At 59.8% G+C, this 24492-nt stretch carries 24 protein-coding genes and 2 pseudogenes; 13 read left to right on the plus strand and 13 right to left on the minus strand.

Annotation, left to right across the window (positions count from 1 at the left end; genetic code table 11):
* Positions 1-11: 11 nt before the first annotated feature.
* The 10 genes and pseudogenes from VK682_RS23100 to VK682_RS23145 form a co-directional block, all read right to left on the minus strand.
* Positions 12-1994 (minus strand): ParB/RepB/Spo0J family partition protein, encoded by a 1983-nt coding sequence (locus VK682_RS23100; RefSeq protein ID WP_324782609.1) that lies wholly within the window; start codon positions 1992-1994, stop codon positions 12-14.
* A 155-nt stretch (positions 1995-2149) separates the two neighbouring features.
* Positions 2150-2539: a DUF3768 domain-containing protein gene (locus VK682_RS23105; RefSeq protein WP_230798156.1), complete on the minus strand. Its 390-nt coding sequence runs from the start codon at positions 2537-2539 to the stop codon at positions 2150-2152.
* Positions 2540-2626: 87 nt separating this feature from the next.
* A pseudogene (locus tag VK682_RS23110) lies at positions 2627-2837 on the minus strand (DUF6330 family protein).
* Between the two features lie 23 nt (positions 2838-2860).
* Positions 2861-3799 (minus strand): ArdC family protein, encoded by a 939-nt coding sequence (locus VK682_RS23115; protein WP_230798155.1) that lies wholly within the window; start codon positions 3797-3799, stop codon positions 2861-2863.
* A 40-nt stretch (positions 3800-3839) separates the two neighbouring features.
* Positions 3840-4324: pseudogene (locus VK682_RS23120) on the minus strand (hypothetical protein).
* Between the two features lie 359 nt (positions 4325-4683).
* Positions 4684-5964: a plasmid replication protein RepC gene (repC, locus tag VK682_RS23125; protein WP_230798154.1), complete on the minus strand. Its 1281-nt coding sequence runs from the start codon at positions 5962-5964 to the stop codon at positions 4684-4686.
* A gap of 338 nt (positions 5965-6302) precedes the next feature.
* Entirely contained in the window at positions 6303-7325 is a 1023-nt protein-coding gene (locus VK682_RS23130; RefSeq protein WP_092765122.1) for a ParB N-terminal domain-containing protein, read from the minus strand.
* The gene (locus VK682_RS23135) at positions 7322-8677 is read right to left on the minus strand and encodes a ParA family protein (RefSeq protein ID WP_012187063.1); all 1356 of its coding nucleotides are present in this window, start codon (positions 8675-8677) and stop codon (positions 7322-7324) included. The genes VK682_RS23130 and VK682_RS23135 overlap by 4 nt, the downstream gene beginning before the upstream one ends.
* Before the next feature lie 779 nt (positions 8678-9456).
* Entirely contained in the window at positions 9457-10620 is a 1164-nt protein-coding gene (locus VK682_RS23140; RefSeq protein WP_012187061.1) for an ATP-binding protein, read from the minus strand.
* 119 nt (positions 10621-10739) lie between these two features.
* Positions 10740-11621 carry a recombinase family protein gene (locus VK682_RS23145; protein ID WP_012187060.1) on the minus strand — a complete coding sequence of 294 codons (882 nt, stop codon included), beginning with the start codon at positions 11619-11621 and terminating at the stop codon, positions 10740-10742.
* Between the two features lie 244 nt (positions 11622-11865).
* On the opposite strand from VK682_RS23145, the gene VK682_RS23150 reads away from it, so the two are divergent.
* Complete coding sequence (locus VK682_RS23150; protein ID WP_045685478.1) at positions 11866-12915, plus strand: hypothetical protein; 1050 nt, start codon at positions 11866-11868, stop codon at positions 12913-12915.
* Between the two features lie 173 nt (positions 12916-13088).
* Here VK682_RS23150 and VK682_RS23155 read toward each other — a convergent pair whose 3' ends face one another.
* The gene (locus tag VK682_RS23155) at positions 13089-14408 is read right to left on the minus strand and encodes an MFS transporter (RefSeq protein WP_045685098.1); all 1320 of its coding nucleotides are present in this window, start codon (positions 14406-14408) and stop codon (positions 13089-13091) included.
* 8 nt (positions 14409-14416) lie between these two features.
* Entirely contained in the window at positions 14417-14677 is a 261-nt protein-coding gene (locus VK682_RS23160; RefSeq protein ID WP_007120627.1) for a metal-sensing transcriptional repressor, read from the minus strand.
* 501 nt (positions 14678-15178) lie between these two features.
* Between VK682_RS23160 and VK682_RS23165 the strand changes: the two genes are divergently transcribed.
* The 12 genes from VK682_RS23165 (at position 15179) to VK682_RS23220 (ending at position 23319) form a co-directional block, all read left to right on the plus strand.
* Positions 15179-15907, plus strand: a complete 729-nt coding sequence (locus tag VK682_RS23165; RefSeq protein WP_009820205.1) for a HupE/UreJ family protein — start codon at positions 15179-15181, stop codon at positions 15905-15907.
* 17 nt (positions 15908-15924) lie between these two features.
* A complete protein-coding gene (locus tag VK682_RS23170; RefSeq protein ID WP_037275469.1) occupies positions 15925-16548 on the plus strand; it encodes a hypothetical protein in 624 nt (207 codons plus the stop codon).
* A gap of 655 nt (positions 16549-17203) precedes the next feature.
* Complete coding sequence (locus tag VK682_RS23175; protein WP_075571762.1) at positions 17204-18643, plus strand: multicopper oxidase family protein; 1440 nt, start codon at positions 17204-17206, stop codon at positions 18641-18643.
* A gap of 40 nt (positions 18644-18683) precedes the next feature.
* On the plus strand, positions 18684-19139 hold the full coding sequence (locus tag VK682_RS23180) for a DUF411 domain-containing protein (protein ID WP_009820203.1): 456 nt from the start codon (positions 18684-18686) through the stop codon (positions 19137-19139).
* Positions 19140-19205: 66 nt separating this feature from the next.
* Positions 19206-19340, plus strand: a complete 135-nt coding sequence (locus VK682_RS23185; RefSeq protein ID WP_007121580.1) for a hypothetical protein — start codon at positions 19206-19208, stop codon at positions 19338-19340.
* A gap of 149 nt (positions 19341-19489) precedes the next feature.
* The gene (locus VK682_RS23190) at positions 19490-19915 is read left to right on the plus strand and encodes a c-type cytochrome (protein ID WP_045685118.1); all 426 of its coding nucleotides are present in this window, start codon (positions 19490-19492) and stop codon (positions 19913-19915) included.
* Positions 19912-20508, plus strand: coding sequence for a DsbE family thiol:disulfide interchange protein (locus tag VK682_RS23195; protein WP_009820201.1), 597 nt, complete (start codon positions 19912-19914; stop codon positions 20506-20508). Before VK682_RS23190 ends, VK682_RS23195 begins: the two co-directional genes overlap by 4 nt.
* Positions 20505-21017 (plus strand): TlpA family protein disulfide reductase, encoded by a 513-nt coding sequence (locus VK682_RS23200; protein WP_037275463.1) that lies wholly within the window; start codon positions 20505-20507, stop codon positions 21015-21017. The genes VK682_RS23195 and VK682_RS23200 overlap by 4 nt, the downstream gene beginning before the upstream one ends.
* 82 nt (positions 21018-21099) lie before the next feature.
* The gene (locus VK682_RS23205) at positions 21100-21390 is read left to right on the plus strand and encodes a hypothetical protein (RefSeq protein WP_007121402.1); all 291 of its coding nucleotides are present in this window, start codon (positions 21100-21102) and stop codon (positions 21388-21390) included.
* Positions 21390-22094 (plus strand): SCO family protein, encoded by a 705-nt coding sequence (locus tag VK682_RS23210; protein ID WP_045685125.1) that lies wholly within the window; start codon positions 21390-21392, stop codon positions 22092-22094. Before VK682_RS23205 ends, VK682_RS23210 begins: the two co-directional genes overlap by 1 nt.
* Entirely contained in the window at positions 22091-22582 is a 492-nt protein-coding gene (locus VK682_RS23215; protein ID WP_007121400.1) for a hypothetical protein, read from the plus strand. The genes VK682_RS23210 and VK682_RS23215 overlap by 4 nt, the downstream gene beginning before the upstream one ends.
* Positions 22579-23319: a cytochrome c biogenesis CcdA family protein gene (locus VK682_RS23220; RefSeq protein WP_040652296.1), complete on the plus strand. Its 741-nt coding sequence runs from the start codon at positions 22579-22581 to the stop codon at positions 23317-23319. Before VK682_RS23215 ends, VK682_RS23220 begins: the two co-directional genes overlap by 4 nt.
* Here VK682_RS23220 and VK682_RS23225 read toward each other — a convergent pair.
* Positions 23316-24425, minus strand: a complete 1110-nt coding sequence (locus tag VK682_RS23225) for a permease (RefSeq protein ID WP_007121398.1) — start codon at positions 24423-24425, stop codon at positions 23316-23318. The genes VK682_RS23220 and VK682_RS23225 overlap by 4 nt on opposite strands.
* Positions 24426-24492: the final 67 nt, after the last annotated feature.

The following is a 24492-nucleotide window of genomic DNA, read 5'->3' on the forward strand; positions in this document are numbered from 1 at the left end:
CACTTGATGCGTCAGGCCGCTTGCGCGACCTCGCTGTCAGGCTCCGTGGTGTCCGCAGTGGGCTCCGCCTCATCACAGGCGACACCGGCGGTCTGCATCATTGACGGGCACCAGGCGGCCACGGCAGCGCGCTGCGCGTCCGTGAGCGTGGCGAAAGGCTCGGCGAAGAGCTTGTCGCAGAAGGCGACAATCTCCTTCTTGCTCGACGAGGCCAGCGTCACCGCCTCCTGGGCGAGACCCAGATCCTCACCGAGGATCTTCAGGAGCCACGCCTTTTTAAAGCGATTGAAGAGCGCCGCGTTCGGCGTCCAGTGGGCGCGGATATCGGGCATGATCTCGATCTCGAACGCATGCATCAGGCTGTCGCGCGATCGGTCCCGCGCGAAGCAGGACTGCGTGGTGCTGGCGGTGGCATAGGCGACGAGCTTGGCCTTCTCGCCGGCCTTCAACGCGCGAAACGCCGCAAACTGATCGGCGGGCGCGCGGCTGTCATCGAGCCAGGACAGATCAAGCGCATCATGCGCCGCCGCCACTTGCTCGAGCGAGGTCTCGTCGATCTCGTCCATCTTAGCGTGGCTGCGGTATTCCTTGCGGGCATCGACCTTGATCGCCTGAGTCACGGCAATGCCGCTGGCCAGAACGTCGCTCACCAGCTTGAAGAGCGTCAAATCGAGCGTGGCCTCAGGATGCAGCGCCATCGCGGCCCCAAGCGCCATGGCCCGCTCGGTCTTGAGGTCCTCAGCAAGTGAGGCTGGATAGGTGATTTCGCCGGCGTCCGGGGCCTCCTCCCCGGTCGGGTTGGCCGAGGAGCCGCGCGCGCCCTCCTCTTTGACGGTGTCTTCCGGGCGGACGAGGCCAACATGGAGCGTGATCTGCCCACCCTGCCACGACGCGATCACCCCGGACCGCGCGAGGTCCTCAGCGCTGTAGGCCTCCTGCAGATCGCGGGCTTCCTCTTCCAGAGTGTCCACGCGGTCGTAAAGCGCATTGTAGGCATCGTCTTCGAGCCCCTCATCCTCCATCTCGAGCTGTAGTTGCTCAAGCTCGGCGGTGATCTCATCCACGCGCGTCTGGGCGGCCTCATCGGGCTCGATTGGGCCGGGATAGACACGGCCGTAGTCGGCCATGGTCGCGTAATCATAGCGCACCATCGCATCGGCCCAGGCAAAGCCCAACCTCATACGGGCCTCTTCGGCAGCGGCACCGAGCTTCTCGAGCAGGATGGTCTCGACCAGCGCCGCATTCTCGAGCACCGAATGTTCCTCCAGCAGATCGGCCGCGACAGCGCCGCCGCGGGCCTCGTAGTCCGCGCGCACGAAAGCCCCGATGTCGTCGCTGACCTGCACGCCGCGGGATTTGAGAGCCTGACGCACCGTGTAGGCTTGCAGGTAGCTGTCTTCCTTGGTGAGAGCCTCGTAAACCTCGCGCTGTACCTCCTGGCTCGGGTGCTCGGCGAAAGCTTTCATCGTGTCGAGCGTGATCACCTTGGCCCGGGCCGCGGCGCGGATATCGGGGTGGATCAGGCCATAGCGCAACCGGCCTTTCACGGCCGCCACCGTGGTGCCGAAGGTCTTTGCGATCGTTTCGGGAGATTGGCCATCGACCTCCATCATCCGGGCGAAGGCCTCGAACTCGTCGATCGCGTTCATCGGCGCCTGGGTGATGTTCTCGGCGAGCGACAGCGCCGTCGTCACGTCGCAATCCTCCGGCAAAAGGCGGCAGTCGATCTTGGTTTTCGCCGTGAACCCCTTGCTGGCCTTGTCGGCGATCAGCTCCTTCAGGGCTGCATGGCGCCGGCCACCGGCCAGCACTGCATATTTGCCGTCAAGCTTCTGGACGAGGAGCGGCTGGAGCAGGCCCAGCACAGCGATGCTGGCCTTCAGATGCGCGATGTTCTCGGAGTCATAAGTTTCCGGCGAGTTGCTGCGCACATTCGCGGGATGCGGGACCAGATCGCCGATGGCGACGGTGAGAGGGGCAAAGCTTGTGGTCATGGGATATCCTTCCAGGTGGGTGAGGTGTGGCCCGCGCGCGCGCGTAACCAATCCCCGGCTTCAGGGATCACCACGACAAAAGGCCCGCTTTGCCTTTTTGAGGGGCAGCGGGCCTTCATCGTCTCAGATGTCAGGGGGAGGAGTCCCCTGCCCTTCTACCAGTCGCGCGCCAGCATGATGGTCAGCACGCGCATGGTGGTGGCGGGATTGTCCGGAGTCTCAGCCCCGTAGCGGAAATCCGAGTCTGCTTCATAGAGATCGATTTTCCAGAACACGGTTTCGCCACGGATCTCGACTGCCCCGAAATCGTGCCATCCCTCGGGATCATTCTCGGGCTCGAATGCGGCAAACTCACCTGTCGCCTTCACCGCCTCGGCCATGAAGCCGTCACCGGCCTCCATGAGCGAGCGGGTGACATGCATCCGGCCCTGGATGGGCTGCGCGGGCGGCACCCCAAGGCACGCGAGCTTGCGAAACGCGTCGTTCTGCACCGCGATCACGGTCGGATCCGGACGGTCTGGCTGGGGTTGAACATTCATGGACATGGGGATCTCCTTTGAGAAGTTGAAACACACTTCCCAAAGCCCGCTTTCACTTTTCTGCTTGGCGGAAGGACCGAAGCAAAAGGCGCCTTACCCGAACAGCCCTCTGGCTCTGTAATTCGGGTTGGGGATGGTTTCGATCCAGCCGCCCTGTTCCTTGATGCTCTCGAGCGCTGCCGAGAGCGGATAAGCGCCCTCGGACTGGCTCCACCAATAGGCACCGCGCTCGAAGGTGATGATCCGGCTAGCGGCCGTCTTCGAAGCAGGCCATCCGCAGCGTCTTGGGTTCCTTGCGTGACATGCGAGTCTCCGTTCTCCGTGTGGTCAGGCGGCCTCGGCACTGCGCCCTGCCCTGCCCGTCTCTGATCTGGCGATCAGGTAGTCGCAGGCCCGCTGCGCGTCCGCGGCGTGCCGGAAGATCGCACCCTTGTCCGACCGAAGAACGCGCAACCAGTTGTGCAGGTAGGCGGCATTCATCTCGAGCGTATGCGCCGTGAAGCCGAGCGTCTGACCCAGGAACACCGAGGTCAATTCCGCGACGATCTCCTCGCGCGCATAGGACGTGTTGCCAAACTTCGAGAACCCGAAATCACGGTTCAGCCGATGCGGGGCTTTCGTGGCATGGGCCAGCTCATGGGCCCAGACCCCGTAGAAATTGCGCGGGTCCTGGAACCGCGTGATTGACGGCATGTAGACCTTGTCCACGGGCGGCAGGTAGTACGCTTCCGTTCCTGTGAAGACGGTCGTGATGTCGATGGCATCGAAAAACGCCTGCATGTGTGGGATGGGCTCGGACGGCGGGTGTTCGGGCGCTGACTCAGGATCGGGGAAGAAGCTTTCGGGCAAGCCCTCGATCTGACAGGCATTGAACACGCGGTAGGATTTCTGAAAGCGAAAGATGTGGGCTTCCTCGGAGCGATCATCGCCATCGCTGCGGTCGTCCTCGCCGCCCGTGTCTTTCCGGCTTTGGCCGTAATAGACGACAACAGAGGATTTCTCGCCCTTGCGGACCTTTGCGTCCAAGGCATTGGCCTGAGGCAGCGTCATCCAGAAGGGCGAGCTATGGCCCGCCATCACGGTGCGCATCGTCAGCAGGAAGTTGTTGACCCCCTGGTAGGGTTCCCCGCCCACGCGCAGGGGACGAGAGCTGCCGCTTGCGGTCCAGGGCTTTCGCCAGGGCAGGACGCCGCGCTCAATGATACGGATGATTTCGTTTGTGATGACCTCGGAGGCATCGAATTTGGGCGTGCGGGATCGGGCCATGGCTGGCCTCCTTTCGAGTTTTGGTGAGAGTAAGTGGTGATCAGGTTGACTGACGGGGCCGCGGATCGTTGACGATCCTCGCGCCGAGCCCTTCGACCATGTCGATGTAGGTGGTCAGTGAGACGGAACTTCCAGGGCCCCAGGGTTCAGGGTCGATCGATCCGTCCCGTGTCACCCGCGGCAGGTTCGCGAAGGCGATAACATCGGTGACGGGTCGGATATCGATGAACGGCGTGCCGCGCGAGACTGCAAGAGTGGCCAAGGAAAGCGCTCGATCGGCGCAAAGGTCGAAACGGTGGTCCAACCAAGATGGATGAACGTGCCGCCCTCTCCGCAGATCACATGCGCGTTCGGCAATAACGCCGCCTGCTCCAGATAGCCGAGATCACGCAGGACGATCCCACGCTCGCGCCGCTGTGCCAGCCCCGTCTGGCCGGTTCGGCGTGGTTTCTTGTGTCGCCACCACGAGGCAGCGGTCGCGCGCAACACGCGCAAGACACCTGTTTGCATCGGAATGCCCCTCATCAGGAACGGCAGACCGGAATCCGGCCCGGACCCATCTGAGGGACCCCAAAGGCCCTCATCCGTCAGTCACAAAACCCGAAGGACACTTTCACTTTTTTCGGGCATTGACCCTGTCCTGGCCAATTTCAGCGGATCCTCACCACACCGCGCCATGCCTGCGTTTTTGTCGAAGCCATTGATTTGGAACAGCAGAGGCATTTGGGGACGCAAAATCGGCAACGGGAATTGGCAAAATCTTGCACAAGTTGCTAAATTATCGTTATTTGGCAGATAGTTAGCAGATTCATCAGATCGGCAAGATATTTTTCTACAGCCCTGCCTACATCTGCGGATGCGTAACATCTTTTAATCTTACCCTCTTACGCCGCTTGCCCGCTGAGCCTGCCATAAAAGCTACGCTCAAGATGCAGCTCCCCTGCCCCGGCTTTCTCGACCATGCCGCGCAGATATCCGCCTGGTGAGGCAACCTCGCCCGCGCTGTGCTTCTCGAACACAAGTGCAAACGCAGCCGTGGCCACCTGAGTGCCCATTCGGTCCTGAGCCACGTTCCAAGCATGCTCCGAAATCCCGATCATCGGCCTGAGTTGCCCGGCAACCCGATGCAGATCGCCCCAATCCTTCAGGAATCCGCCCATATTACGCGCCCAGGACGCGAACTCTGGACAGGCCTGCATGATTGTTGGCAGGTCAAGCGCGGTTCGCTTCTTGCGCACCTCTGCAACCCAGTCTTCCAGTTCCCCATCAACCCGCTCCTCGGGTCGTGCATTGGGCACGACATCCGCCGCTTCCTCTTTTTCAGAGGAATTACTTATTACAGGAATAAGTTGATTTGTAATTAGTATATGAGGTTCAGAAATGACTTCCCTGGGGTTCATTTCTTGAGTCTTCTTCATAACTTGGGCGTCATTTTTGTCGGTGTTTTCCACAGGGTTTATCGCACCAGTCGCCTTGAGATAGGCCGCCTCGACTCGTTCCTGAAGTTCCTTGAACCACGCCAGTAGTCGCTCCAGTTGTTCAGAGGCTTGATGGCGGCGCGGAAGTCGGTCCAGAAGCTCCTCGAAGAGACCCGTGAATTGCGTCCAGGGCCCGCGCAACGCGCCGCTTACCGCCGCCTCGATCCGCGCGCGGATCATCCGGCGCGCAACCGTGATCTGACGCTTCAAGCGCTGGCAGAGCTCGCGCTCGGCCTGCAACTCGGCCTGCAGCTCTTCAAACTCCTCGACTCGAGCCGAAAGCGGCGACAGATCGAAGCCGTAGGCCTCGACGATACGCCCCTCAGCGTCTCTGCGGCCCCACCGTTTGCCATTCGGGCTATCCTGGAAAGAGATCACACCGTTCTCTGCCAGACGCCGCGCATGACGCTTCAGTGCCGACAGAGAGAAGCCGGTCTGTTCCATCAGATAGGCGTTAGAGGCCCAGACGATCGGGCGCTGCCCCTCCTCCCAGTCCTGGGCCTGCGTGAAGGCCCCCAGTGTATCGAGGAGCATCATGTCGCCGGCCTTCAGACCGATATGCGCTCCAACGCGCTTGAGCGCGACAAATGCCCGCGTCTTGGGTACTGCTACCCGTTCACCGGCTTGGGCAAGCTGCTCAGCAACCCCAAGACCCGGTGTCGGCTTGCGCCAACCTGTATGTTTCATGCCTGTATCTCACCTCCGGTTGTGTGGAGGCAAAAGAAAGCCGTTCGCTCAGAAGCGTTCGTCGTTGACAGTGAATCCTGTGAGACTTATCTTGAAGGTGACCAAACCATTAAGATCAGCTCTCAGGCCACNGTGTGGAGGCAAAAGAAAGCCGTTCGCTCAGAAGCGTTCGTCGTTGACAGTGAATCCTGTGAGACTTATCTTGAAGGTGACCAAACCATTAAGATCAGCTCTCAGGCCACACCGCTTGGGGGCTTTTCTTTTGCCGTTAATTCACTTGTCGTTCCTTTTTTGCTCCTTGCCTCATCGTTCCGAAGAACATCTCACCAACGCTGTCTTCAGTCGGTATCCTTCTCCGCGTCTTCGACGTTCAAATAGCTTGCGACTAAGTCTCCAAGCTTTTCGAGACGCTCTTGGTCAATCGGCACTCCTGCAACCTTGATTGATAGGTTTCCATCGACGGAAGTGACCGAAAGATTTCGGTTGCCCACCTTGCGCTTTACGGTGAGTTTTTGGGGCTTTGTCTTTGGTTTTGGCTTGGCTTTGTTCGTTCTCTCCAAGCTCGCTAAGGCACCCTGTAAATCGCGAAAGCTCATGTCGTAGACGTTCTTGAACGTGTTCAAGATTTGATCCTGCGCAGCGAAAACGGACCGTGCTCGCGAGACTAGGCTCTCATGCACACCAATTTTCTTGGCGAAGGCCACAGCTGTCAGTTTCTCTTCGCCAGAAGCCAGCGTCTCATACATTTCACCAATCGAAACCAATCGCTCAAAAGGGCTGAGATTCTCGCGCTCCTCATTCTCGCGAAACCGCAGAAACAACATTTCAAACTTGCTGTTCTCAGCGTTTCGCGCGTCAGGCGGAGCAAGTATTGCACGAAGGGGTACACCGAGCTCTGACGCGGCAGCCAGTCGGCGGCGTCCTGTCAGCATCACGAATGGAACCCCCGCGATATTCGACGGGTCCAACGGATCCGGCTGCCAATCCGGATCCTCCGGCCACACTAGAATGGGCGTGTCCTGCCCGTTCGAAGCGATGCTGTTTACCAAAGACCTGAAGGCTTCCTGGGACATCCAGTCTTGTCGGCGGTCGGTTCCCATTGGATCGGAGATTTGATCTGGCGACAGGCTTATCTCATGGCGACCGTTGAGGATATCCAAACAAAGCTCGGCTCTGCTTCGCTCTACTGCAGCTTGCGACTGCGCAAGCGCTCCTGATTTCCAGGCACTGCCGGCCCCCTTGAAAGGAGTCGAAACAGCATCACTCGATTCTGTCCTGCCTTCGGAGCCGCTCGCACGTTCCTTGTTTGTATCGAGATTGGTAGCCTTGCTGACCAGCGACCTTGGAATACTGCGTTTCATGCTTCACCCTCGCCGTCATCTTCATAGAATTCGTCCATCCAAGTATTGGCGTAGCCACGTTCGAGTCCTGGCCAGAGTCGCGATATTATGGCGTCGTTCACGGCGTCGGCATTCGTGATGAACCGGTTGATCCCCTTGCGCTTTCCCGGCGTGTCTGGCTCGTATTCGTATACGGACTGATAGACGTCCGAAGCGTTCGAGATCGCGTCGGAACGCAAATAAAACACGGGCAGAATCTCCGTGGGGCAATGTTCTAGCAGGTTTCCGATGTGGTTAAGATCCTGCGCATTGGACCGTTGAACGATCGTTGGCAACAGCATGTTCGCACCGGTTCCGATCTCGATCCTTTCATGGGCCAGGATGTGCTGAAGCATCCCAAGCAGGCCAGTCACAAAGGTCGACAACGTCGCAATGTCGAACCCCTTCATGGTTTGCGGTATGACCAGCGAAGTAGACGCAATCACGTTATTCAACTGGAACAGTGTGAGCGCGGGTTGATAGTCGATGATGATGACATCCAGCGTCTCCGCTAGTGCGGTGTCGAGCCGCTCCTGGTCGACCTTGCCGTCGACTACCAATTCGTTGGGTAGCGTTTTCGGTGGGTGGCCCGCTTTCCAGCGGTCGATGGCATCGCGTAGGTAGCGGTAAAAGCTCTTTCCGGCGGGGGCTTCGCGGACAAGCCGCGCAATCTGGATCTCGCCCTCGGATGTTTCGCCGTGAGCTGGAAGCAGACGCAGGCCTGGCCAGGAGGTCTTGAGAAGGAAGCTATCGAGCGTTTGCGCATCGTGGTCGGTATATGGCGCGTCTTCCGACTGAAAGAGTCCAGCAAAGTCCACCATGGAGGCGGTGTTTTCGTCGGGCATTTGGGGAAGGCCCTCTCCCCCGACGAAGTAGAGCGTTATTGTACTTTGTGGGTCAGCATCCATAACACCGACACGCATGCCGTAGTGCAAGCTGAGATACTGGGCAAAATGCGCGGCGCTCAGACTTTTGGCGGTCCCGCCTTTCTGGCTTGCAAACGAGATGACGGGCAAAGGTGCGTCAGGCTTCCGCCAGGCCAGGTAGTCGTACGGCCGCTTTGCCGAGGCTGCCAGAAGGGCCCGCATGTGCATCAATTCTGAAAGCGTGAAAACACGCTCTCTTCCAACATATTCTCCTGCGGGAAAGTCATCGCTCGAATTGGCGAACTTGGTCAGATACTGAATACTCACATTGAGAAACCTAGCGCACTGGCGCATGGACCAGGTTCGCTTGATGCGCTGACGCAAGGTGAGTTCCTTGTTCACTGCCACCATCGTGCGCTCAAGCCCACGTGACAGATCCGTCAAAAACTGTTCTAAACTACCGCTCATTTATAAGCCCTGACTTCGGTTGGGTCCGAGTTCGACTCGATTCTGCTTCAATGGTAGCACGGTTCTGAGTAAAAGATAAAGATACCACGCGCCTATAGGTTTCAGGCGCATATTTTGAGGCTCAGTGGCTCCAGAAACTCCAATCTTGAACGCGTTCAAGATTGGAGTTTAAGTCGGCTGACGAGAGCGAAGCCGATCAACCATGCATGTTTCACGCCGCGTCTTTCGGACCCCAGGAGATGACCGTCCTAGTTGGTGGCTTTGCCCATGTTTGCGTTGAAGCCGTGATCACAGATGCTCACCGTGAAGTAGCCAGCGCCGGTCTCCCCTTTCTGAATCTTCTAGATGCCGCCGCACTCGGTCAGCTTGCCTCACGGGGAGCGTCCGGCGACGCGTTGCGCGAAGGCCGTCCTGTTCGACCTCGCGACGGGTTCGATGGTAATTTCCAGGTCGGAGGTTAAGATGGAGATTGAGCCGAAGCTTTTGGCGGTTTCATTGTCGGCGCTTGTGAAACTGATGCAGCCCGAAGGGTAGCTGCGCGGTTGACCAAGGCCTGACCACGCTGGATGCGAAGCGCCGCATAGAAGGGTAGGGGAGGAAGATGGGCCACAGCCGTTGTAGACGGGGCGGCCGCTGCGATGTGCATTCCATGCAACCGGTACGCACCGGGAGACCTGCGGGGACCGGAAAAAATGCCACAGGGAAATGCGCGGCGTACTTAAAACTGAACAAAACAAGTAGACCCCTTACTCTCGTGCACGCGCGCAACAAGCGTTGCGCTATAGTGCTCTCAACAGCCCGATCCCTTGCTCAAGAGGCATTGCACGAACGCCTTCGGCCACGGGGACGTCATGCTCTCCGGCGTAGATCAACAGCTTCCGGCTGGCCTTGATGTCTTCCGCGCCCACATAGAACCCGCGCGAGACCTTTGGCGCAGTCGTGCGCTTGATCTCAACGGCCCAGATGTCGCCCCCAGGCAGGCGAAGGACCAAGTCAAGTTCAGCTCCGGCAGAAGTGCGATAGAAGAAGGGTTCGGTGCCGGTTGGTGCAGCGGCAAGAAGGGCCTCGATACAGAACCCCTCCCAACTGCCGCCAACGACGGGGTGCCCGAGCAAGCCCTCGATTGTCCCAATGCTTAACAGGGCATGCACGACCCCGCTGTCGCGGACATAAACCTTTGGCGATTTCACCAAACGCTTGCCGACATTCTCATGCCAGGGCTGCAGTCGCCGCACCAGCATGAGATCAACGAGCAGATCGAGGTAGCGTCCAATCGTTTGGCCGGAGACGCCCAGCCCCTCGGCGAGGGCTGCAGCGTTCAATAGACCACCTTGCACATGCGCAAGCATTGTCCAGAAGCGCCGCAAGGTTGCGGCTGGAATACGCGGTCCGAGGGCAGGGATGTCACGTTCCAGATATGTACGCAGAAAATCCAGACGCCAATCCATGCTGGCTTGATCGCTTGAAGCCATGAAGCTGTCAGGAAAGCCACCACGCAGCCAGAGCGCATTCAACTGATCAGCCCCCACCTCGGTAAGCTGTAGAGGGGGCATTTCGATATACCTGACACGTCCAGCAAGGGATTCTGCCGACTGTTGGAGTAGGACGTTGGAGGCTGATCCCAAGAGCAGAAACTGGCCCGCTCGAAAACCGGCCCGCCTGCGCTGGTCGATCTGACCACGCAGGCTCTTGAACAGGCCAGGCATCTGCTGCACCTCATCGAGGATGACGAGTTTTCCCGCCTGTTCATCCAGATATAGATCCGGTTCGGTCAGGATCTGCCTGTCCGCATCTCGTTCTAGATCAAGGTATACCGATGGTTGCTCCGAAGCGATGTCTAGAGCGAGCGTGGTTTTCCCAACCTGCCGGGGGCCGAGGAGGACAACTGCAGCTTGGCTCTCGAGCGCGGATTGCACAAAGTGATGAGTTTGGCGCTTATACATACCTTGCAATTACTCCACACGATGGAAGATTTGCAAGGATAAACTGCTTAGCAGGTAAAGTTGCCACTCAATTGGAGATGTCGCCTGATGTGACGAACAGGCTTAGCGTCAAAACTCACTCATAGTATCCCAAGCCGCTTCGCCCGCTCCAGCAACATCTTCACTGATGATGGCTGCCAGCTTGTCCGGCCGCGGGGTGTGCGCTCACGCATGTTCTCCAAGCGGGCGCAGATGGCCTGAAGCGTAATGTCGGGATCGGCGCCCTTGATACCCGCGACGATGGCGGGCAGGCGATCATCTCGCGCACGCGGGCCCGCGCGATCAAGCACGGTCGCGGGGAGGAACCCATCGCGGACGTAGGCGTTCACAGCGCGCAGCAGACGGCTTTGCGTCCAGCGCCGGGCCTCGGGTAGGGGGCCGTTGATGATGCGCACCACATCTTCCCAAGCCAGATCGGGGCGCAGCCGACGCACATGGGGCACCCAGTCCTGCGCAGTTTCATTCAGGCGTTCCATATATCCGTCCTGTCGCGCCAGTCGGACCTTGCGTAGCGCAGCCGGATCCCGGGCGCGCAGGCCAGGGTTTCCGCCGACCCGCCCCTTTGTTCGTGCGCTGGCAAGCCCAGCTTTGGTCCGTTCACGGATCAGGGCGCGCTCGAACTCGGCTGCTGCACCCAGAACCTGCAGCGTGAACTTGCCCTGCGGGGATCCGGTGTCGATCGGGTCCTGAATCGAGCGGAAGAAGGCGCCCTTTGCTTCCAGCCGTTCGATCACCTCCAGCAAATGCGACAGCGACCGCGCCAGCCGGTCGATGCGCACCACCACCAGCGTATCGCCCTTGCCGATCCGTTCCAGCACCCGCGCCAGCACAGGCCGCGCACGATCACCGCCAGAAGCCTGTTCCTCATGGATTTCGACACAGCCCGCTGATTTCAGCGCCTGCGACTGGGGCAGGGGGGTCTGATCCTCGGTCGATACTCGCGCATAGCCTATCAACGGCATCAAATCCTGCCTTTTGCAGTTTGGGATACGGCTAATAAACGACCGTTTGTAAACGAATGCAAGGGCGTGCACTGTGGCGCTGCTCAGCAGAGAACCCTTGGTTTCCATACGCTGAGCGCGATCAGCGAGCTCTCGCAGACCATCGCGCGCCCGTGCTATATAGGGTGTGCAGGCGCACCCTGACAAAACACTTGGGTAAAATGCAAAAGTGCCGTATTTTGCACACATGAAGACTCAAGTATCTATGCAGTATGATAGTTTTTACGATCCTCTAGTGGATGCGATGGGGCTTGAAGAGACGTCTGAGGACGACCTGTGGTTCCTGCCCGGTCCGATAGAAGAGGAGCCGGATTTTCTGCCGCCCAGACCAAGGGCAGAGTTGCGTGAAACTGAAGTCCTCGACGATTGGCGATGCGCTGAGGCGGGCAGTGCCGCCCGTCTTGCCCGCGTGGCTGGCCGGATCGGCGCGCTGGACGACCGGCTGCGCCGTGGCCCGAAAGGTTGGCGGCACAGGCTCGCGCTGATGGAGGCGGCAGACCTCAGCTGGTTTGTAGGCGACCGAATTGGCCCGGATCGGCTGGCGCTCTGGAAATCCATGCGCTTGTCCGGCGTGCAGGACGACACCGCGGCGCTCGCGCGTGTCGGATGGGCAGTGCGGCGTCTTACAGGCGGCCCTGGACCGGAAGTGGACCTGTCCGCCTTCCTCGACCGCCGCGACCCCGAGAACCTCGGCGTCGAAGCCGAACCCTTCGCGGATCGCGCGGGCGGTTGGCTCGATCTCATGGCGCAAGCCGCCGATCTTCACCCAATCACGCGCGCTTGCATGGGCTTCCATCTCTGGAGTCTCGCGGGCCTCGGGCAGCACGGCGACCGGATGGAAGCGGCGGTCACAGCCGCACGGATCGTGGCCAGTGAGGGCAAGGGGGCACTCTTCGCGCCTTTGGCCATGGGCGGGGCAGGAGGATTGCGCTTCGGTGGCCCACCCGCTGACCGTCTGTCTCGTTGGCTTGACGGGATGGAGACCGCATGCCTGACCGCAATGCGTCACCTCGATGATATCGAGGCATGGTCGGCGAGGGCGGAAGCCGAGATGAGCCCGCTTTCAGGCCGCACGCCCCCGGCCTTGTGCGCGGTACTTACCGAATGGCCGCTCGTGTCCGCTCCGATGGCCGAGGCCCTGATCGGCGCCAGCCGGGCTGCCGTCCAGCGCAACCTTGCTTGGATGGAAGCGCGTGGTCTGATCCACGAGATGACGGGGCAGGGGCGGTATCGGATGTGGAGGGTCGCAACTTAAGCCGTGCTCTTTGTCGGGGGGCCGACAGTTTATGTTAGAGTCAACGCTTCTGTCCGCCAAACTTGCAGAGAATTCGCGCATCTAGCCCAGTTTGACGAATGTTGCTCGAAGCACGAATGTCCGCACAGATGAAAACGAACCGCCCGTGTCCAGTCTTCGTCTCTTGCTGCGGCTTATAAATGCGTGGCCCAGCGAGGATGGCTCTCGTCAATGATCAAGGCATGGCTGTGCCTGCGATGTCCCCTTAGGTGGGGATGGTCGAGTGGCAAATTATCGTGGGTGTGCTCAAGCTCAACGGGATCGCCGGACGGCCAGAGTTTCAGCGCGGCGAGCATTCCACAAGCCGCGAGGAGCGCCAAACCGATCAACGCTGTAACGACGCCATAAACTGTCAGGAGCCAGCCCGACAGCGGATAGGTCACCAGCCAGCAGGCGTGGGATAGGGCAAACTGCGCCGCGAAGAGCGCCGGGCGGTCCTCCGCATGCGTGGAGCGGCGCAGCAACCGGCCGGAAGGAGTGAGAACGGCGGAATATCCGATACCCACCAATAACCACGCCACCAAGAGGATGGACCAGCCAAGTCCAGCGGTCAGGACCGTCGCACCCAATCCAAGAAGGGTTGCTACCATCAGTGAGGCGCCGCCGAACATTACGGGCCGGTCGGGCAGCCTGTCCAGCAGGCGCGGTAGGATTAGCGCCGCCGTCATGGAGCCCGCGCCAAAGGCGAACATCGTCCAGGCCAGCGCGCTCTCTGACAGGCCAAGAGAGCCGCGCACCAGAACGACTGTATTGACCAGCACCATCGCACCTGCCGCCGCCGCCGCGAGGTTCAATGCCAAGAGCCCGCGCAAGCGGGGCGTGGCCAGATAGATGCGGATGCCGCGCGTAGTGCGGTCATAGACACCGCGCGGCTCGGATGGGCGGGGACTGGGCAGCACGACCGAAACAACCAGAAGGGCCGATGCGGCGAAACCGAGGACCGTGCCGAGGAAAAGCGAATTGTAGGACATCACCGCGAGCAGAAGGGCCGCCAGCGTCGGGCTGACGATGTTTTCCAGATCGTAGGCCAGCCGCGACAGCGACAGCGCGCGGGTATAGCGCGCCTCTTCGGGCAGAACGTCCGGGATCGTCGCCTGAAAGGTCGGCGTGAAGGCGGCGGAAGCCGATTGAAGAAGGAAGATCAGGACGTAGACCTGCCAGACCTCGGTCACGAAGGGCAGTGCGAGCGCGACACCGGCACGCACCAGATCGAGCGTCACCAGAAGCGCGCGGCGCGGCACGCGGTCTGCGAAAGCCCCTGCAATGGGCGCGATGCCCACATAAGCAACCATCTTGATGGTGAAGACTGTGCCGAGGACCAGCGCCGCCCCGTCGCCCGAAAGATCAAAGGCGAGCAGGCCGAGTGCGACTGTGGCGAGTCCGGTACCCAGAAGGGCTACGACCTGTGCCAGAAACAGGTGCCGATAAGTGCGGTCGGAGAGAATATCGAGCATGGTCAGCCTCAGAGATATCGGGCGATCGCCCGCAACTCGGCGCGATCAGTTTCAGAACTTTCAACGTCGATACAATGGTCCATGTGATCATGGATCAGCGCACGCTTGGCGTTCGTCACGGCCTTTTCGACCGCTTGCATCTGCTGAGCAATCTCCAGACAGGGTTTGCCCGCCTCGATCATTTCGATCACGGCGCGCAAATGGCCGTCAGCGCGTTTCAGCCGGGCGACAAGGGCGGGATGGGTTGCATGGACTGGATGTTTTGTCATAAAGTAGTTCTATCCCCCCCGGGAGGATAGAACAAGATGGTGCCACGACGCACCACGCTAGAGACGGGCAGACGGGCAGATCCTATGGATACCTTGAGGACAGTTGTAAACGCCGCGTTTGCGACACTCTTATGTTTGGCCGTACTCCTCTGGTCTGTGGTGCCCGCAACCTCGCACGCACCCTCAGTCATCGGCGTCCTTCAAGAGCACGCAGAAATGGTTGCTGAGCACGGTCATTCGCATGGACTGGAAGAAGACCTCGCCTGGGCCATGCATGGACATAGCCATGACAGCATCGATCACGATCACAGTCAGGCGGTCGTGCCTGGCCCCGACCGATCGCCGCACCCGCTCGATATTTATAGAGCCGCATGGCCGTTGAGTTCGGCCACGTCGAACACCTTGCAGACATACCAAATCGAAAGACCTCCGCGCGTCTGATCGACTGCGTGCCAACAGCGCGCTGCATTCGATCATCAACACATATGCGGAGTTCAATCCATGAATACAGTCCACCAGGGCTGGACCGATCCCGGCATACGCCGGATCGTGATCCTGTCCTTCATTGCCCTTTCGGCGCTCGTCCTGGGTGCGGAAAACGCTCTTGCCCATGCCGTCACAGAAGGTGACGCAGGCTATATCCAGGAAATCTGGGGGGTGAACATCATCCCCTTCATGTATCTCGGCGCCAAACACATGGTCACGGGATACGATCACATCCTGTTCCTGCTCGGCGTCGTCTTCTTCCTCTACAAGATGAAGGATGTAGGCATCTATGTCAGCCTCTTCGCCCTCGGGCACTCGACCACGATGCTGGCCGGTGTCTGGTTCGGCTGGGGCATCAACGCCTACATCATCGACGCGATCATCGGCCTTTCGGTCGTCTACAAGGCGCTCGACAATCTCGGGGCTTATCAGCGCTGGTTTGGGTTCCAGCCGAACACCAAGGCCGCAACGCTGATCTTCGGCTTCTTCCACGGCACGGGCCTGGCCACGAAGATCCTAGACTACGAGATCGCGTCAGAGGGCCTACTGGCCAATCTTCTGGCGTTCAACGTGGGCGTCGAGCTTGGCCAGATCATGGCGCTTGCCGTGATCCTCATCGTCATGGGCTTCTGGCGGAAATCCCCAAGCTTCTTCCGCCAAGCCTACACCGCCAACGTCGTCATGATGTCCATGGGATTCATCCTCATGGGCCTGCAAATCACCGGCTACTTCGTAGCCACCTGAGAATTTAGGAGACCAAAATGTTTAACGCAAAAAAACCGAGCCTTGATGAGCTTCCCAGCTCCGCGCAGCTTATCCGTTCCACTGCCATTGCGGCGGCCAGCGCCGTTGCGATCCTTGTGACCGTCGTGCTGCCTGCCGAATACAACATCGACCCGACCGGGATCGGCGGGGTTCTCGGGCTGAGCGAGATGGGTGAGATCAAAGCCCAGCTTGCGGAGGAGGCCGAAGCCGACAGGCTGTTGGAGATCGAAGCCGAAGAGCAGTCGAGCCTTATGAACGATATCTTTGGACTTTTTGTCGGCACGGCATATGCACAGGACGCCGAAATCTGGCGTGACGAAACCACCTTTACGCTTGCACCCGGCGACAGTGCCGAGTGGAAGCTGGTCATGGAAGAGGGCCAGACGGTGGAATACCGAATGCTGGTCGATGGCGGTCGGGTGAATTTTGACATGCACGGCCACGGCGGCGGCAATTCGGTGACCTATGAAAAGGGCCGCGGTTCGACGGGCGACGAGGGCGAGATCATCGCGGCATTCGACGGCGAACACGGATGGTTCTGGCGGAATCGGGACAGCCAGCCCGCAACCGTGACTGTCCAGGTGCGCGGCGAATACACCGAATTCAAAGACGCAAGTTGACACAAGGGCAGCCACCCGCATGAAAAGATGCGGGTGGTTGCCTGGCTCCGAAACAGACCTTGGATGAGTCCGCAGTCTCGCCTCAGATTTTCCCCCGAAACCAACCTCGGGCATCTTTTGGCCAATCAGTGAGTACCCGCGTGGCAATGTCACGCCTATGTTACGGGATACTTCTTGACCTCCCCCTACTGGAAGCTTGCATAAGGATCGCATGATCTGCGTTTTCCGCCTCATTTTGATTCTTGCATTGAGCTTCGGTGCCGTGGTTGCGCCGGATGTATCGGCAGCGAATGCGGCTGAGGCAGCAATGGCTCAGATGGTGGGCGCTGAAAGCGGGGACGACCATTGCGGCGGATGCGATCCGATCGGATTTGCTGACGGGATAACCTGCGAGGGTGGGTGTACAGTCCCTTGTGGCGCGGGAACTACGGCCGGTATCGTAGCTCGTACGTCAGCGATGACGCTTGAGATGGCCTTCGGTGTTGTCATCCCGGTCGCGGGACCTGTGATCCCGATTGGCGCGGTTCCCTCCCTTGATCCATTTCCTCCCAAGCTGCCTGTCTGAACCTGATAGCGGCCTCGCTTGTTGCGGGGCCTGACCGTTGCCTTGGCCGAAGCTGGCTGAGTGCGACCCTTTCAGATCAAGGCAGAAGTAATGACCCTCAACAGACTGATTTCACGACGGCACGTGCTGCGCACCGGTGCCGCTTTCACGGCCATATCCACTCTGTCACCGGCACGAGTAGCGATGGCAGGTCCGACAGAGGACCCATTCTTGCTACGCGCTGCGGCCGGACAAGCCGCCCTGCGACCGGCACCCTACGGCCCTACCGACGTCTGGAGCTACAACGGATCCCTCCCCGGCCCCGAGATCCGGGTGCGGCAGGGAGACCGAATTCGGGTTCTGGCCCGGAACGGGCTAAATGAAGGGACGACGGTCCACTGGCATGGCATTCGCACACCCAATGCGATGGACGGTGTGCCGTTCCTGACACAGGACCCGATCCCGGTCGGTGGCGAGTTTCTCTACGAATTCGATGCGCTGGACGCAGGTACATTCTGGTATCACCCGCACCAGCGCAGTTCGGAACAGGTCGGGCGCGGGCTTTACGGGCCGCTGATCGTCGAGGAAGCAAACCCGATCCGCGTGGATCGCGATTTGACCTGGATGCTCGATGACTGGCGGATGACCGGCGACGGACAGATTGCGACAGATTTCGGAAGCCGGCACGACGCGATGCACGGCGGTCGTATCGGCAATTCCGTGACGATCAACGGCCAGATCCCTGACCGTATCGCGGTGCGATCCGGGGAACGCATCCGCCTTCGGCTGGTCAATGCAGCGAACGCGCGGATATTCGGGCTGGATTTCGGGGGGCTTGCGCCGGTCGTGGTCGCTCTGGACGGTCAACCCGTGTCACCTCATGTACCAGACGATGACATCGTGGTGGTCGGTCCGGCCATGCGTGTCGATCTGGTGATTGATATGACCGGCAAGCCCGGAGAGAGCCTGACCATCACCGATGTCTTCTACAGGGATCTGGAATACCGTCTGGTCGATCTCGCCTACGGGCCGGATCGGTTACGGGACGCGGTCCCGGACTGGTCGATGGAACTGCCACCCAACCCGCTGGCCGAACCCGATATGCAAGCTGCCACGCGGCATCAGATCATCTTTAATGGCGGCATGATGGGGCAGATGATGATGGGCGGCGGCATGGGGTCCATGATGGAGCAGATGCGCGAAGGCAACATGTGGTTCATCAACGGCAAAGCAGCAACGGGGCACATGATGGATCCATTGCTGGTCCTGCCGCAGGGCACGTCGCATGTGCTGCAGATGGACAATCGCACCGCGTGGCATCACCCGATGCATCTTCATGGACATTCGTTCCGTGTGATCACACGGAACGGGCAACCGACACGGCATCGCGAATGGCAGGACACCGTCCTGATGGCACCGGAGGAACGGGTCGAGATCGCCTTCGTGGCGGACAATCCGGGAGACTGGATGTTCCATTGTCACATCTTGGAACACCAGGCGGCCGGCATGATGGGCATCATACGTGTCGATCCTGGCACGACCAAAACCTGAAACAATCTCACGTAACGATCACCACGAAAGGAAAGAACCGATGAAGAAACTAATTGGACTTGCCAGTCTTGGCACCGCAGGTGCTGCCGCTGTCCTTGCAATGAGCCTGAATGCCGCGCCTGCAGCAGCGCAAGAGGCCACGCTCTACAAGAACCCGCAATGCGGATGCTGCGAGAGCTATGCGGACTACCTGCGCGAGAATGGCTTCACGGTCGAGGTAAAGCCGACCCATGATCTGGCTCAGATCAGCCGTGATGCAGGTATCCCGGACGATTTCCAGGGCTGCCATACGACCTTTCTGGGTGACTACGTCGTCAGCGGTCATGTGCCAATTGATGTCGTCAACAAGTTGCTTGATGAGCGCCCGGACATTGCCGGTCTGACACTTCCCGGCATGCCGTTGGGATCGCCGGGTATGGGGGGCGCGAAGCAGGAACCGTTCAAGATTTACACCGTCGAAGAAGGTGTGAACCCGACCGTCTATGCGGTCGAATGATTAATTGCGCGGACTGGTGCGATCCCGTGCCTGACCGGTTTCAAGGGAAAACAAAGGATGAAGTGCATGATGATGGATGGTGGAATGATGGGTGGCGGCATGATGATCGCGATGGGACTGGTTTGGTTACTCATCGTGGCGGTGCTGGTGCTCGCGGCAATCGCCTTGGTCAAATACATCCGCTCGGACAGCGGAAAATAGAAATGCGCCAAGATGCGGAATGAGGGCGACAGCAACGGCGACGGCCTGTTGTCGATGGGGATTGGTCTGGGGGCGTGCGTCCTGCTTGTCGTGGCATCGATAGTAGCACTCTCGTTGTATTTGGATAGCCAGAAGAAGGCACAAGCGACATGAAAAACACCATTAGGCTCGCCGCAGTCTTGCTCGCCACAACGGTCTCTCCCGTTTCGGCGGAGAGCGACTTGCGCATGGGCGAGCGTCTCTATCAGGAGAATTGTGCCAGTTGCCATGGCGCAAACCTGGAGGGGCAGCCTGATTGGCGCACCCGATTGCCGAACGGCAGATTGCCTGCCCCGCCGCATGATGCGTCGGGTCATACCTGGCATCATACGGACCGCGTATTGTTCGACATCGTGAAACGCGGACCGGCGGCGATTGTCGGGGCCGGTTATGAAAGCGACATGCCCGGATATGAGGGCGTACTGACAAATGACGAAATCACGTCGATCGTCGACTACATCAAGAGCACCTGGCCCGACAAAGAACGTGCCTTTCAGAGTGAGCGGACCCGCGAGGACCAGCAAGCAAAGCCATGACCAGCTATCGTGACAATATGACTGTTCCCACGCCCCGCCGGAGAAATCTCGGCTTTGTGCTGGTGCCCGTCGTGGCTTTGGCCCTTATGGTCCTGTTTGGCTGGGGGCTTTTCAGCGAGGGCGATGATCTGCCGTCCGCGCTTATCGACAAGCCCGTACCGGAGTTTGCACTCGCTCCGGTGCTCGGCCGCGAGGAAGGTCTTTCGACGCAGGACCTGATCGGCCATGTTTCGCTGGTGAACGTCTTCGCCTCGTGGTGCGTGCCCTGCCGCGCCGAACATCCGCTATTCATGGAATTGAGCGCCACGGGCGAAGTGCCGCTCTACGGGATCAACTACAAGGATCCGCCCGAACAGGCGCGCGCCTGGCTAGACGAACTGGGTGATCCCTACACCCGCATCGGGGCCGACATAAACGGACGTGCGGGCATCGAGTGGGGTGTTTACGGCGTGCCTGAAACCTATGTCATCACGTCCGACGGCACCATTGCCTACCGCCATGTCGGCCCCATCACGCGAGCGATTCTGGAGGAAACCCTTTTGCCGATCGTCCGTGATCTGAAAACCCAAGCCGGCAAGGAGCCAACGCCATGAAATATCTAAAAACGGCGCTGCTCGTCTGGGCATTGTCCGTCGGCGCTGCGTTTGCCGGGCCGCAAGGCTTCGCACTGCACGACACGCCGCAGCCGGTGATCAATGTGCGCTACGAGACCGAGGACGGCAGCCGTGGGGACATGGAGGATTTTCGCGGCAAGGTGATCCTCGTGAATGTTTGGGCAACCTGGTGCGTGCCATGCCGGGAAGAGATGCCGACGCTGGATGCGCTTCAGGCGGAACTTGGCGGCGACCGGTTCGAAGTGGTCGCCCTGTCCATCGACCGGGCCGGATCGCCCGTCGTGCGGCGTTTCTACGACGAGATCGGTGTCACCAATCTCAAGATATATGTCGACAAGACCATGCTGTCGATGACCGCGCTGCGCACCGTCGGTCTGCCGACAACGATCCTGATCGACGCGCAGGGGCGGGAGCTTGGGAGACTGGTCGGCCCGGCCGAATGGGATGATCCCGAGATGGTCTCCTTCTTGCGAGGCTTTATCGAATAAGCGCCCCTGAAAGAGCGCCGCCCGCCCTTGACCGCCCAGTTATCAGAATGACCAGTACTCAAACTTCAGAAGGATTTTCCGGATGACCGACATATCATCTTCCAACGATGCGGGTGCCGCCGACATCGAAAGCGCAGGCAACTGGCCCCGGTGGTTGACGCGCAGACGACTGCTGTTCGTCGGTGCGGCAACCGTTATGGGCGGCGGCATGGCGCTGAACTGGGGATGGCTCACCGCGATCGGTCTCGCGCCTGTCTTGGTTTCGCTGGCACCCTGTGCCGCGATGTGCGGGCTTGGTCTGTGCATGAAGGGCGGGTCCGGCGGGAAATGCGACGATGCGGGTGGTGGCAAGCCCGATCAATCCGAAAGGTGATGCAGTTGATTGTCTATCTGACCCGGCGCGCCGCCTTGGCGACATTTGCGGCCACGATCGCCTTTCCGGCCTCCGCCGATCATCCGGGTGAAAATCTGGATGCCCGGATGTTCGAGATGGAGCCATACTTCCAGGCCATCGACGCGGCACAGGCCCCGGATTTCGAGTTGCAGAATGCGGAGGGCAATCCTGTGCGCTTGGCGGATTTCAGCGAAAGGGTCGTCATCCTGCATTTCATCTACGCCAACTGCCCGGATATCTGCCCGCTCCATGCGGAAAAGATCGCGGCGGTCCAGGCTTCGATCAACGACGGGCCGATGAGGGATCTGGTGCAATTCATCTCGATCACAACCGATCCCGTGAATGACACGCCGGACGTTCTGCGCGACTACGCGGACCGGCATGGGCTCGATCCGAGCAACTGGGTCATTCTGACCAAACGGCCCGATCAGAGCGACGACGCGACGCGCCTTGTGGCGCGGGACTATGGGCTCGAGTTCACCACGACCGCCGACAGCGACATGATGATGCACGGTGCGGTCACCCATGTCGTGGATATCGGCGGGCGGTTCGCCGCAAAGTTCCATGGCATGGATTTCAAGAATGTGAACCTGATCCTCTATGTCAGCGAGTTGATCAACAATGCCCAGCATCGACGCCGGGAACGCAGTTGGTGGGACCGGGTGACAGGGGTGTTTCAATGAGTGTCACCGCGACTGGCGTCATGCCATCTTCGGCGGATGGAATATCCCTGACAGCGCTACGTCGGTATTTTTCGGTAATCATCCCGGCCAATCTGATCTGGGAGTTCGCCCATATGCCGCTCTACACGATCTGGAACGAGGGCACCTGGGGTGAGATCGTCTTCGCCGCGGTTCATTGCACGGGTGGCGACATCCTGATTGCCATGAGCGCGCTGGTGCTTGCCTTGATGCTGACCGGCCGTGGCTGGCCCTTCGTGGCTCCGACGCGACGCTCGGTAACCGTCCTGACGGTGGTGTTCGGGTTGGGATATACGCTGTTCAGCGAATGGCTCAACATCGTGATCCGCGCGGCTTGGGCCTATTCGGACCTGATGCCGATCATTCCGGTCCTCGATGCAGGGCTGTCGCCCGTGCTGCAATGGATCGTAATCCCGCTGATTGCCTTCTGGTGGGCGGCGCGACCCTTCAGCGCCGAGCATAAAGCATGATGGATATTTCCGGCATCGGCATCTTCGCGGCCTTTCTGGCGGGGGCCATTTCCTTCCTGTCACCCTGCGTCCTGCCACTGGTTCCGGGCTATGTTTCCTACATCGCAGGCCAGCCGGATTTGCGCACGACGCGATCGGTCGGCCTGCGGGCACGCGCCGGGGCACTTGGCCTAAGCACCTGCTTCGTTCTGGGGTTCTCCACGGTCTTTGTCGCGTTGGGGGCCGGGGCCAGCGCGCTCGGGTCGTTGCTGCTGACTTGGCGCACTGAGCTCAACTATCTGGGCGGGGCGATCATCATCCTGTTCGGACTGGTCATGCTGGGTGCCTTCCGTCTGGAAGCGTTCTCGCGTGACACCCGCTTCACACTCGACATTCCGGGGGGTCGCCCGCTTGGAGCCTACGTCCTGGGCTTGGCCTTCGCCTTTGGATGGACGCCCTGCATCGGGCCGATCCTCGGCGCAATCCTGACGCTCAGTTCGACATCCGGCGGTATGTCGGACGGCATCTGGCTGTTGTCGATCTATTCCGCAGGGCTGGGCGTGCCGTTCCTGCTGGCCGCGCTGTTCACCGACGCCATCGCCGCACGGGTCAGACAGATCGGCAAAGCCGGTCGCTGGCTCTACAAGGGCGCGGGCGTCGCCATGATCATCATGGGCGTTGCCATCATGACCGGCCAATTGTCCCGGTTTGCCTACTGGCTTCTGGGAACCTTCCCATTCTTGGCCTCAATCGGTTAGTCTTCCTCGGCATTCCTGATGTGAAGCCAGATCAGTGCTGACCCGATGACAAGAAAGATCAGGTTGAGGAAGAACGTGTAATCGATGCTGAACCGGACCATTTCCTGAAGCGAAGGCCGCTCGGTCGGGATCATCCCTACGAGAGCGAACAGGTAATGCACCGTAATGCCCGCAGCGACCATGCACAGGTACAGCAAGCCTGAAAGATAGAGCGCATACTGCCAGCCGTAATATTTTGCGTGCACCCATATCACCGTGGCAGCAACAAGATCGGCTCCGAGAAAGGCGATCACGCCTCCGAACGACGCATCACGCGACCAGAGCATCGCAGCCAGGGGGACATTGCCCATCGACCCGATGAAGGTGAAGAAGGCCACGACCGGTGCCACCAGCGCGTTTTCAAGAACGATCAGGAAGCCCGGCGCGTCCTGCGCACCGCCATCTCCGACCAGAAAGATCGCGTTCCAGAAGCTCTGCGGCACAAAGACGGAAATGAAACCCGCGACCGTGAAGCCGAAGAGGATCTCCTTCCAGACCATCTTCCATTCCATGAAGAAAGCGCGGGCGATCCGGTCCCATCCTTCGCGGGACAGCAGTTTGTCGCGGAACGAACCCTTCATGGTCTGGTCCCTGTCCATACCTTCGTCGGACTGGGCCTTCTCCGCATGCTCTTTTGCGCTTTCGACAAACGACCTTGGAAGCCATATCAGGGTGAGGGCATAGGCGTAGATCGTCATCAGGATGCCAAGCATGAAATTTGCCACCATGAATTTCCAGCCCAGCAGGACCAGAAGGACGATTCCAAGCTCGATCACCAGATTTGTCGATGAAATCAGGAAGGCGATCGAATTGACCGGATGCGCACCCTTCACGAGGATCGAACGCGACGCGGCAAGAGCCGCGAAGGAACAGGACGATGACACAAACCCAAAGAAGCCGGCAATGCCTGCCTTCCTGGCACCACGGTCGCCAAGAACACGCGCCATCTGATCCCGTGTCACGAAAATCTGGATGCCTGCGGAGATGATATACCCGAAGATGAGCGCCCAGAGCGCCTTCCAGAGCATGCCCGCCCCGGTCGTGAATGCTTCGATTATCTGGTCCATTCAGCTTGACCCTTTTTCGCAGTGCTGTCCGACTTGCGCATCTATCGGGAGAACGAGTCCGAGGGAT

This window comes from Salipiger marinus (genome assembly GCF_035481585.1).
GTDB lineage: Bacteria > Pseudomonadota > Alphaproteobacteria > Rhodobacterales > Rhodobacteraceae > Salipiger > Salipiger marinus.

What these genes read in the sequence shown, in the direction of transcription:
- VK682_RS23100 (WP_324782609.1), bottom strand. Translation starts at nt 1,994, where the DNA reads ATGACCACAAGCTTTGCCCCTCTCACCGTCGCCATCGGCGATCTGGTC.
- VK682_RS23105 (WP_230798156.1), bottom strand. Translation starts at nt 2,539, where the DNA reads ATGTCCATGAATGTTCAACCCCAGCCAGACCGTCCGGATCCGACCGTG.
- VK682_RS23115 (WP_230798155.1), bottom strand. Translation starts at nt 3,799, where the DNA reads ATGGCCCGATCCCGCACGCCCAAATTCGATGCCTCCGAGGTCATCACA.
- repC (WP_230798154.1), bottom strand. Translation starts at nt 5,964, where the DNA reads ATGAAACATACAGGTTGGCGCAAGCCGACACCGGGTCTTGGGGTTGCT.
- VK682_RS23130 (WP_092765122.1), bottom strand. Translation starts at nt 7,325, where the DNA reads ATGAAACGCAGTATTCCAAGGTCGCTGGTCAGCAAGGCTACCAATCTC.
- VK682_RS23135 (WP_012187063.1), bottom strand. Translation starts at nt 8,677, where the DNA reads ATGAGCGGTAGTTTAGAACAGTTTTTGACGGATCTGTCACGTGGGCTT.
- VK682_RS23140 (WP_012187061.1), bottom strand. Translation starts at nt 10,620, where the DNA reads ATGTATAAGCGCCAAACTCATCACTTTGTGCAATCCGCGCTCGAGAGC.
- VK682_RS23145 (WP_012187060.1), bottom strand. Translation starts at nt 11,621, where the DNA reads ATGCCGTTGATAGGCTATGCGCGAGTATCGACCGAGGATCAGACCCCC.
- VK682_RS23150 (WP_045685478.1), top strand. Translation starts at nt 11,866, where the DNA reads ATGCAGTATGATAGTTTTTACGATCCTCTAGTGGATGCGATGGGGCTT.
- VK682_RS23155 (WP_045685098.1), bottom strand. Translation starts at nt 14,408, where the DNA reads ATGCTCGATATTCTCTCCGACCGCACTTATCGGCACCTGTTTCTGGCA.
- VK682_RS23160 (WP_007120627.1), bottom strand. Translation starts at nt 14,677, where the DNA reads ATGACAAAACATCCAGTCCATGCAACCCATCCCGCCCTTGTCGCCCGG.
- VK682_RS23165 (WP_009820205.1), top strand. Translation starts at nt 15,179, where the DNA reads ATGAATACAGTCCACCAGGGCTGGACCGATCCCGGCATACGCCGGATC.
- VK682_RS23170 (WP_037275469.1), top strand. Translation starts at nt 15,925, where the DNA reads ATGTTTAACGCAAAAAAACCGAGCCTTGATGAGCTTCCCAGCTCCGCG.
- VK682_RS23175 (WP_075571762.1), top strand. Translation starts at nt 17,204, where the DNA reads ATGACCCTCAACAGACTGATTTCACGACGGCACGTGCTGCGCACCGGT.
- VK682_RS23180 (WP_009820203.1), top strand. Translation starts at nt 18,684, where the DNA reads ATGAAGAAACTAATTGGACTTGCCAGTCTTGGCACCGCAGGTGCTGCC.
- VK682_RS23185 (WP_007121580.1), top strand. Translation starts at nt 19,206, where the DNA reads ATGATGATGGATGGTGGAATGATGGGTGGCGGCATGATGATCGCGATG.
- VK682_RS23190 (WP_045685118.1), top strand. Translation starts at nt 19,490, where the DNA reads ATGAAAAACACCATTAGGCTCGCCGCAGTCTTGCTCGCCACAACGGTC.
- VK682_RS23195 (WP_009820201.1), top strand. Translation starts at nt 19,912, where the DNA reads ATGACCAGCTATCGTGACAATATGACTGTTCCCACGCCCCGCCGGAGA.
- VK682_RS23200 (WP_037275463.1), top strand. Translation starts at nt 20,505, where the DNA reads ATGAAATATCTAAAAACGGCGCTGCTCGTCTGGGCATTGTCCGTCGGC.
- VK682_RS23205 (WP_007121402.1), top strand. Translation starts at nt 21,100, where the DNA reads ATGACCGACATATCATCTTCCAACGATGCGGGTGCCGCCGACATCGAA.
- VK682_RS23210 (WP_045685125.1), top strand. Translation starts at nt 21,390, where the DNA reads ATGCAGTTGATTGTCTATCTGACCCGGCGCGCCGCCTTGGCGACATTT.
- VK682_RS23215 (WP_007121400.1), top strand. Translation starts at nt 22,091, where the DNA reads ATGAGTGTCACCGCGACTGGCGTCATGCCATCTTCGGCGGATGGAATA.
- VK682_RS23220 (WP_040652296.1), top strand. Translation starts at nt 22,579, where the DNA reads ATGATGGATATTTCCGGCATCGGCATCTTCGCGGCCTTTCTGGCGGGG.
- VK682_RS23225 (WP_007121398.1), bottom strand. Translation starts at nt 24,425, where the DNA reads ATGGACCAGATAATCGAAGCATTCACGACCGGGGCGGGCATGCTCTGG.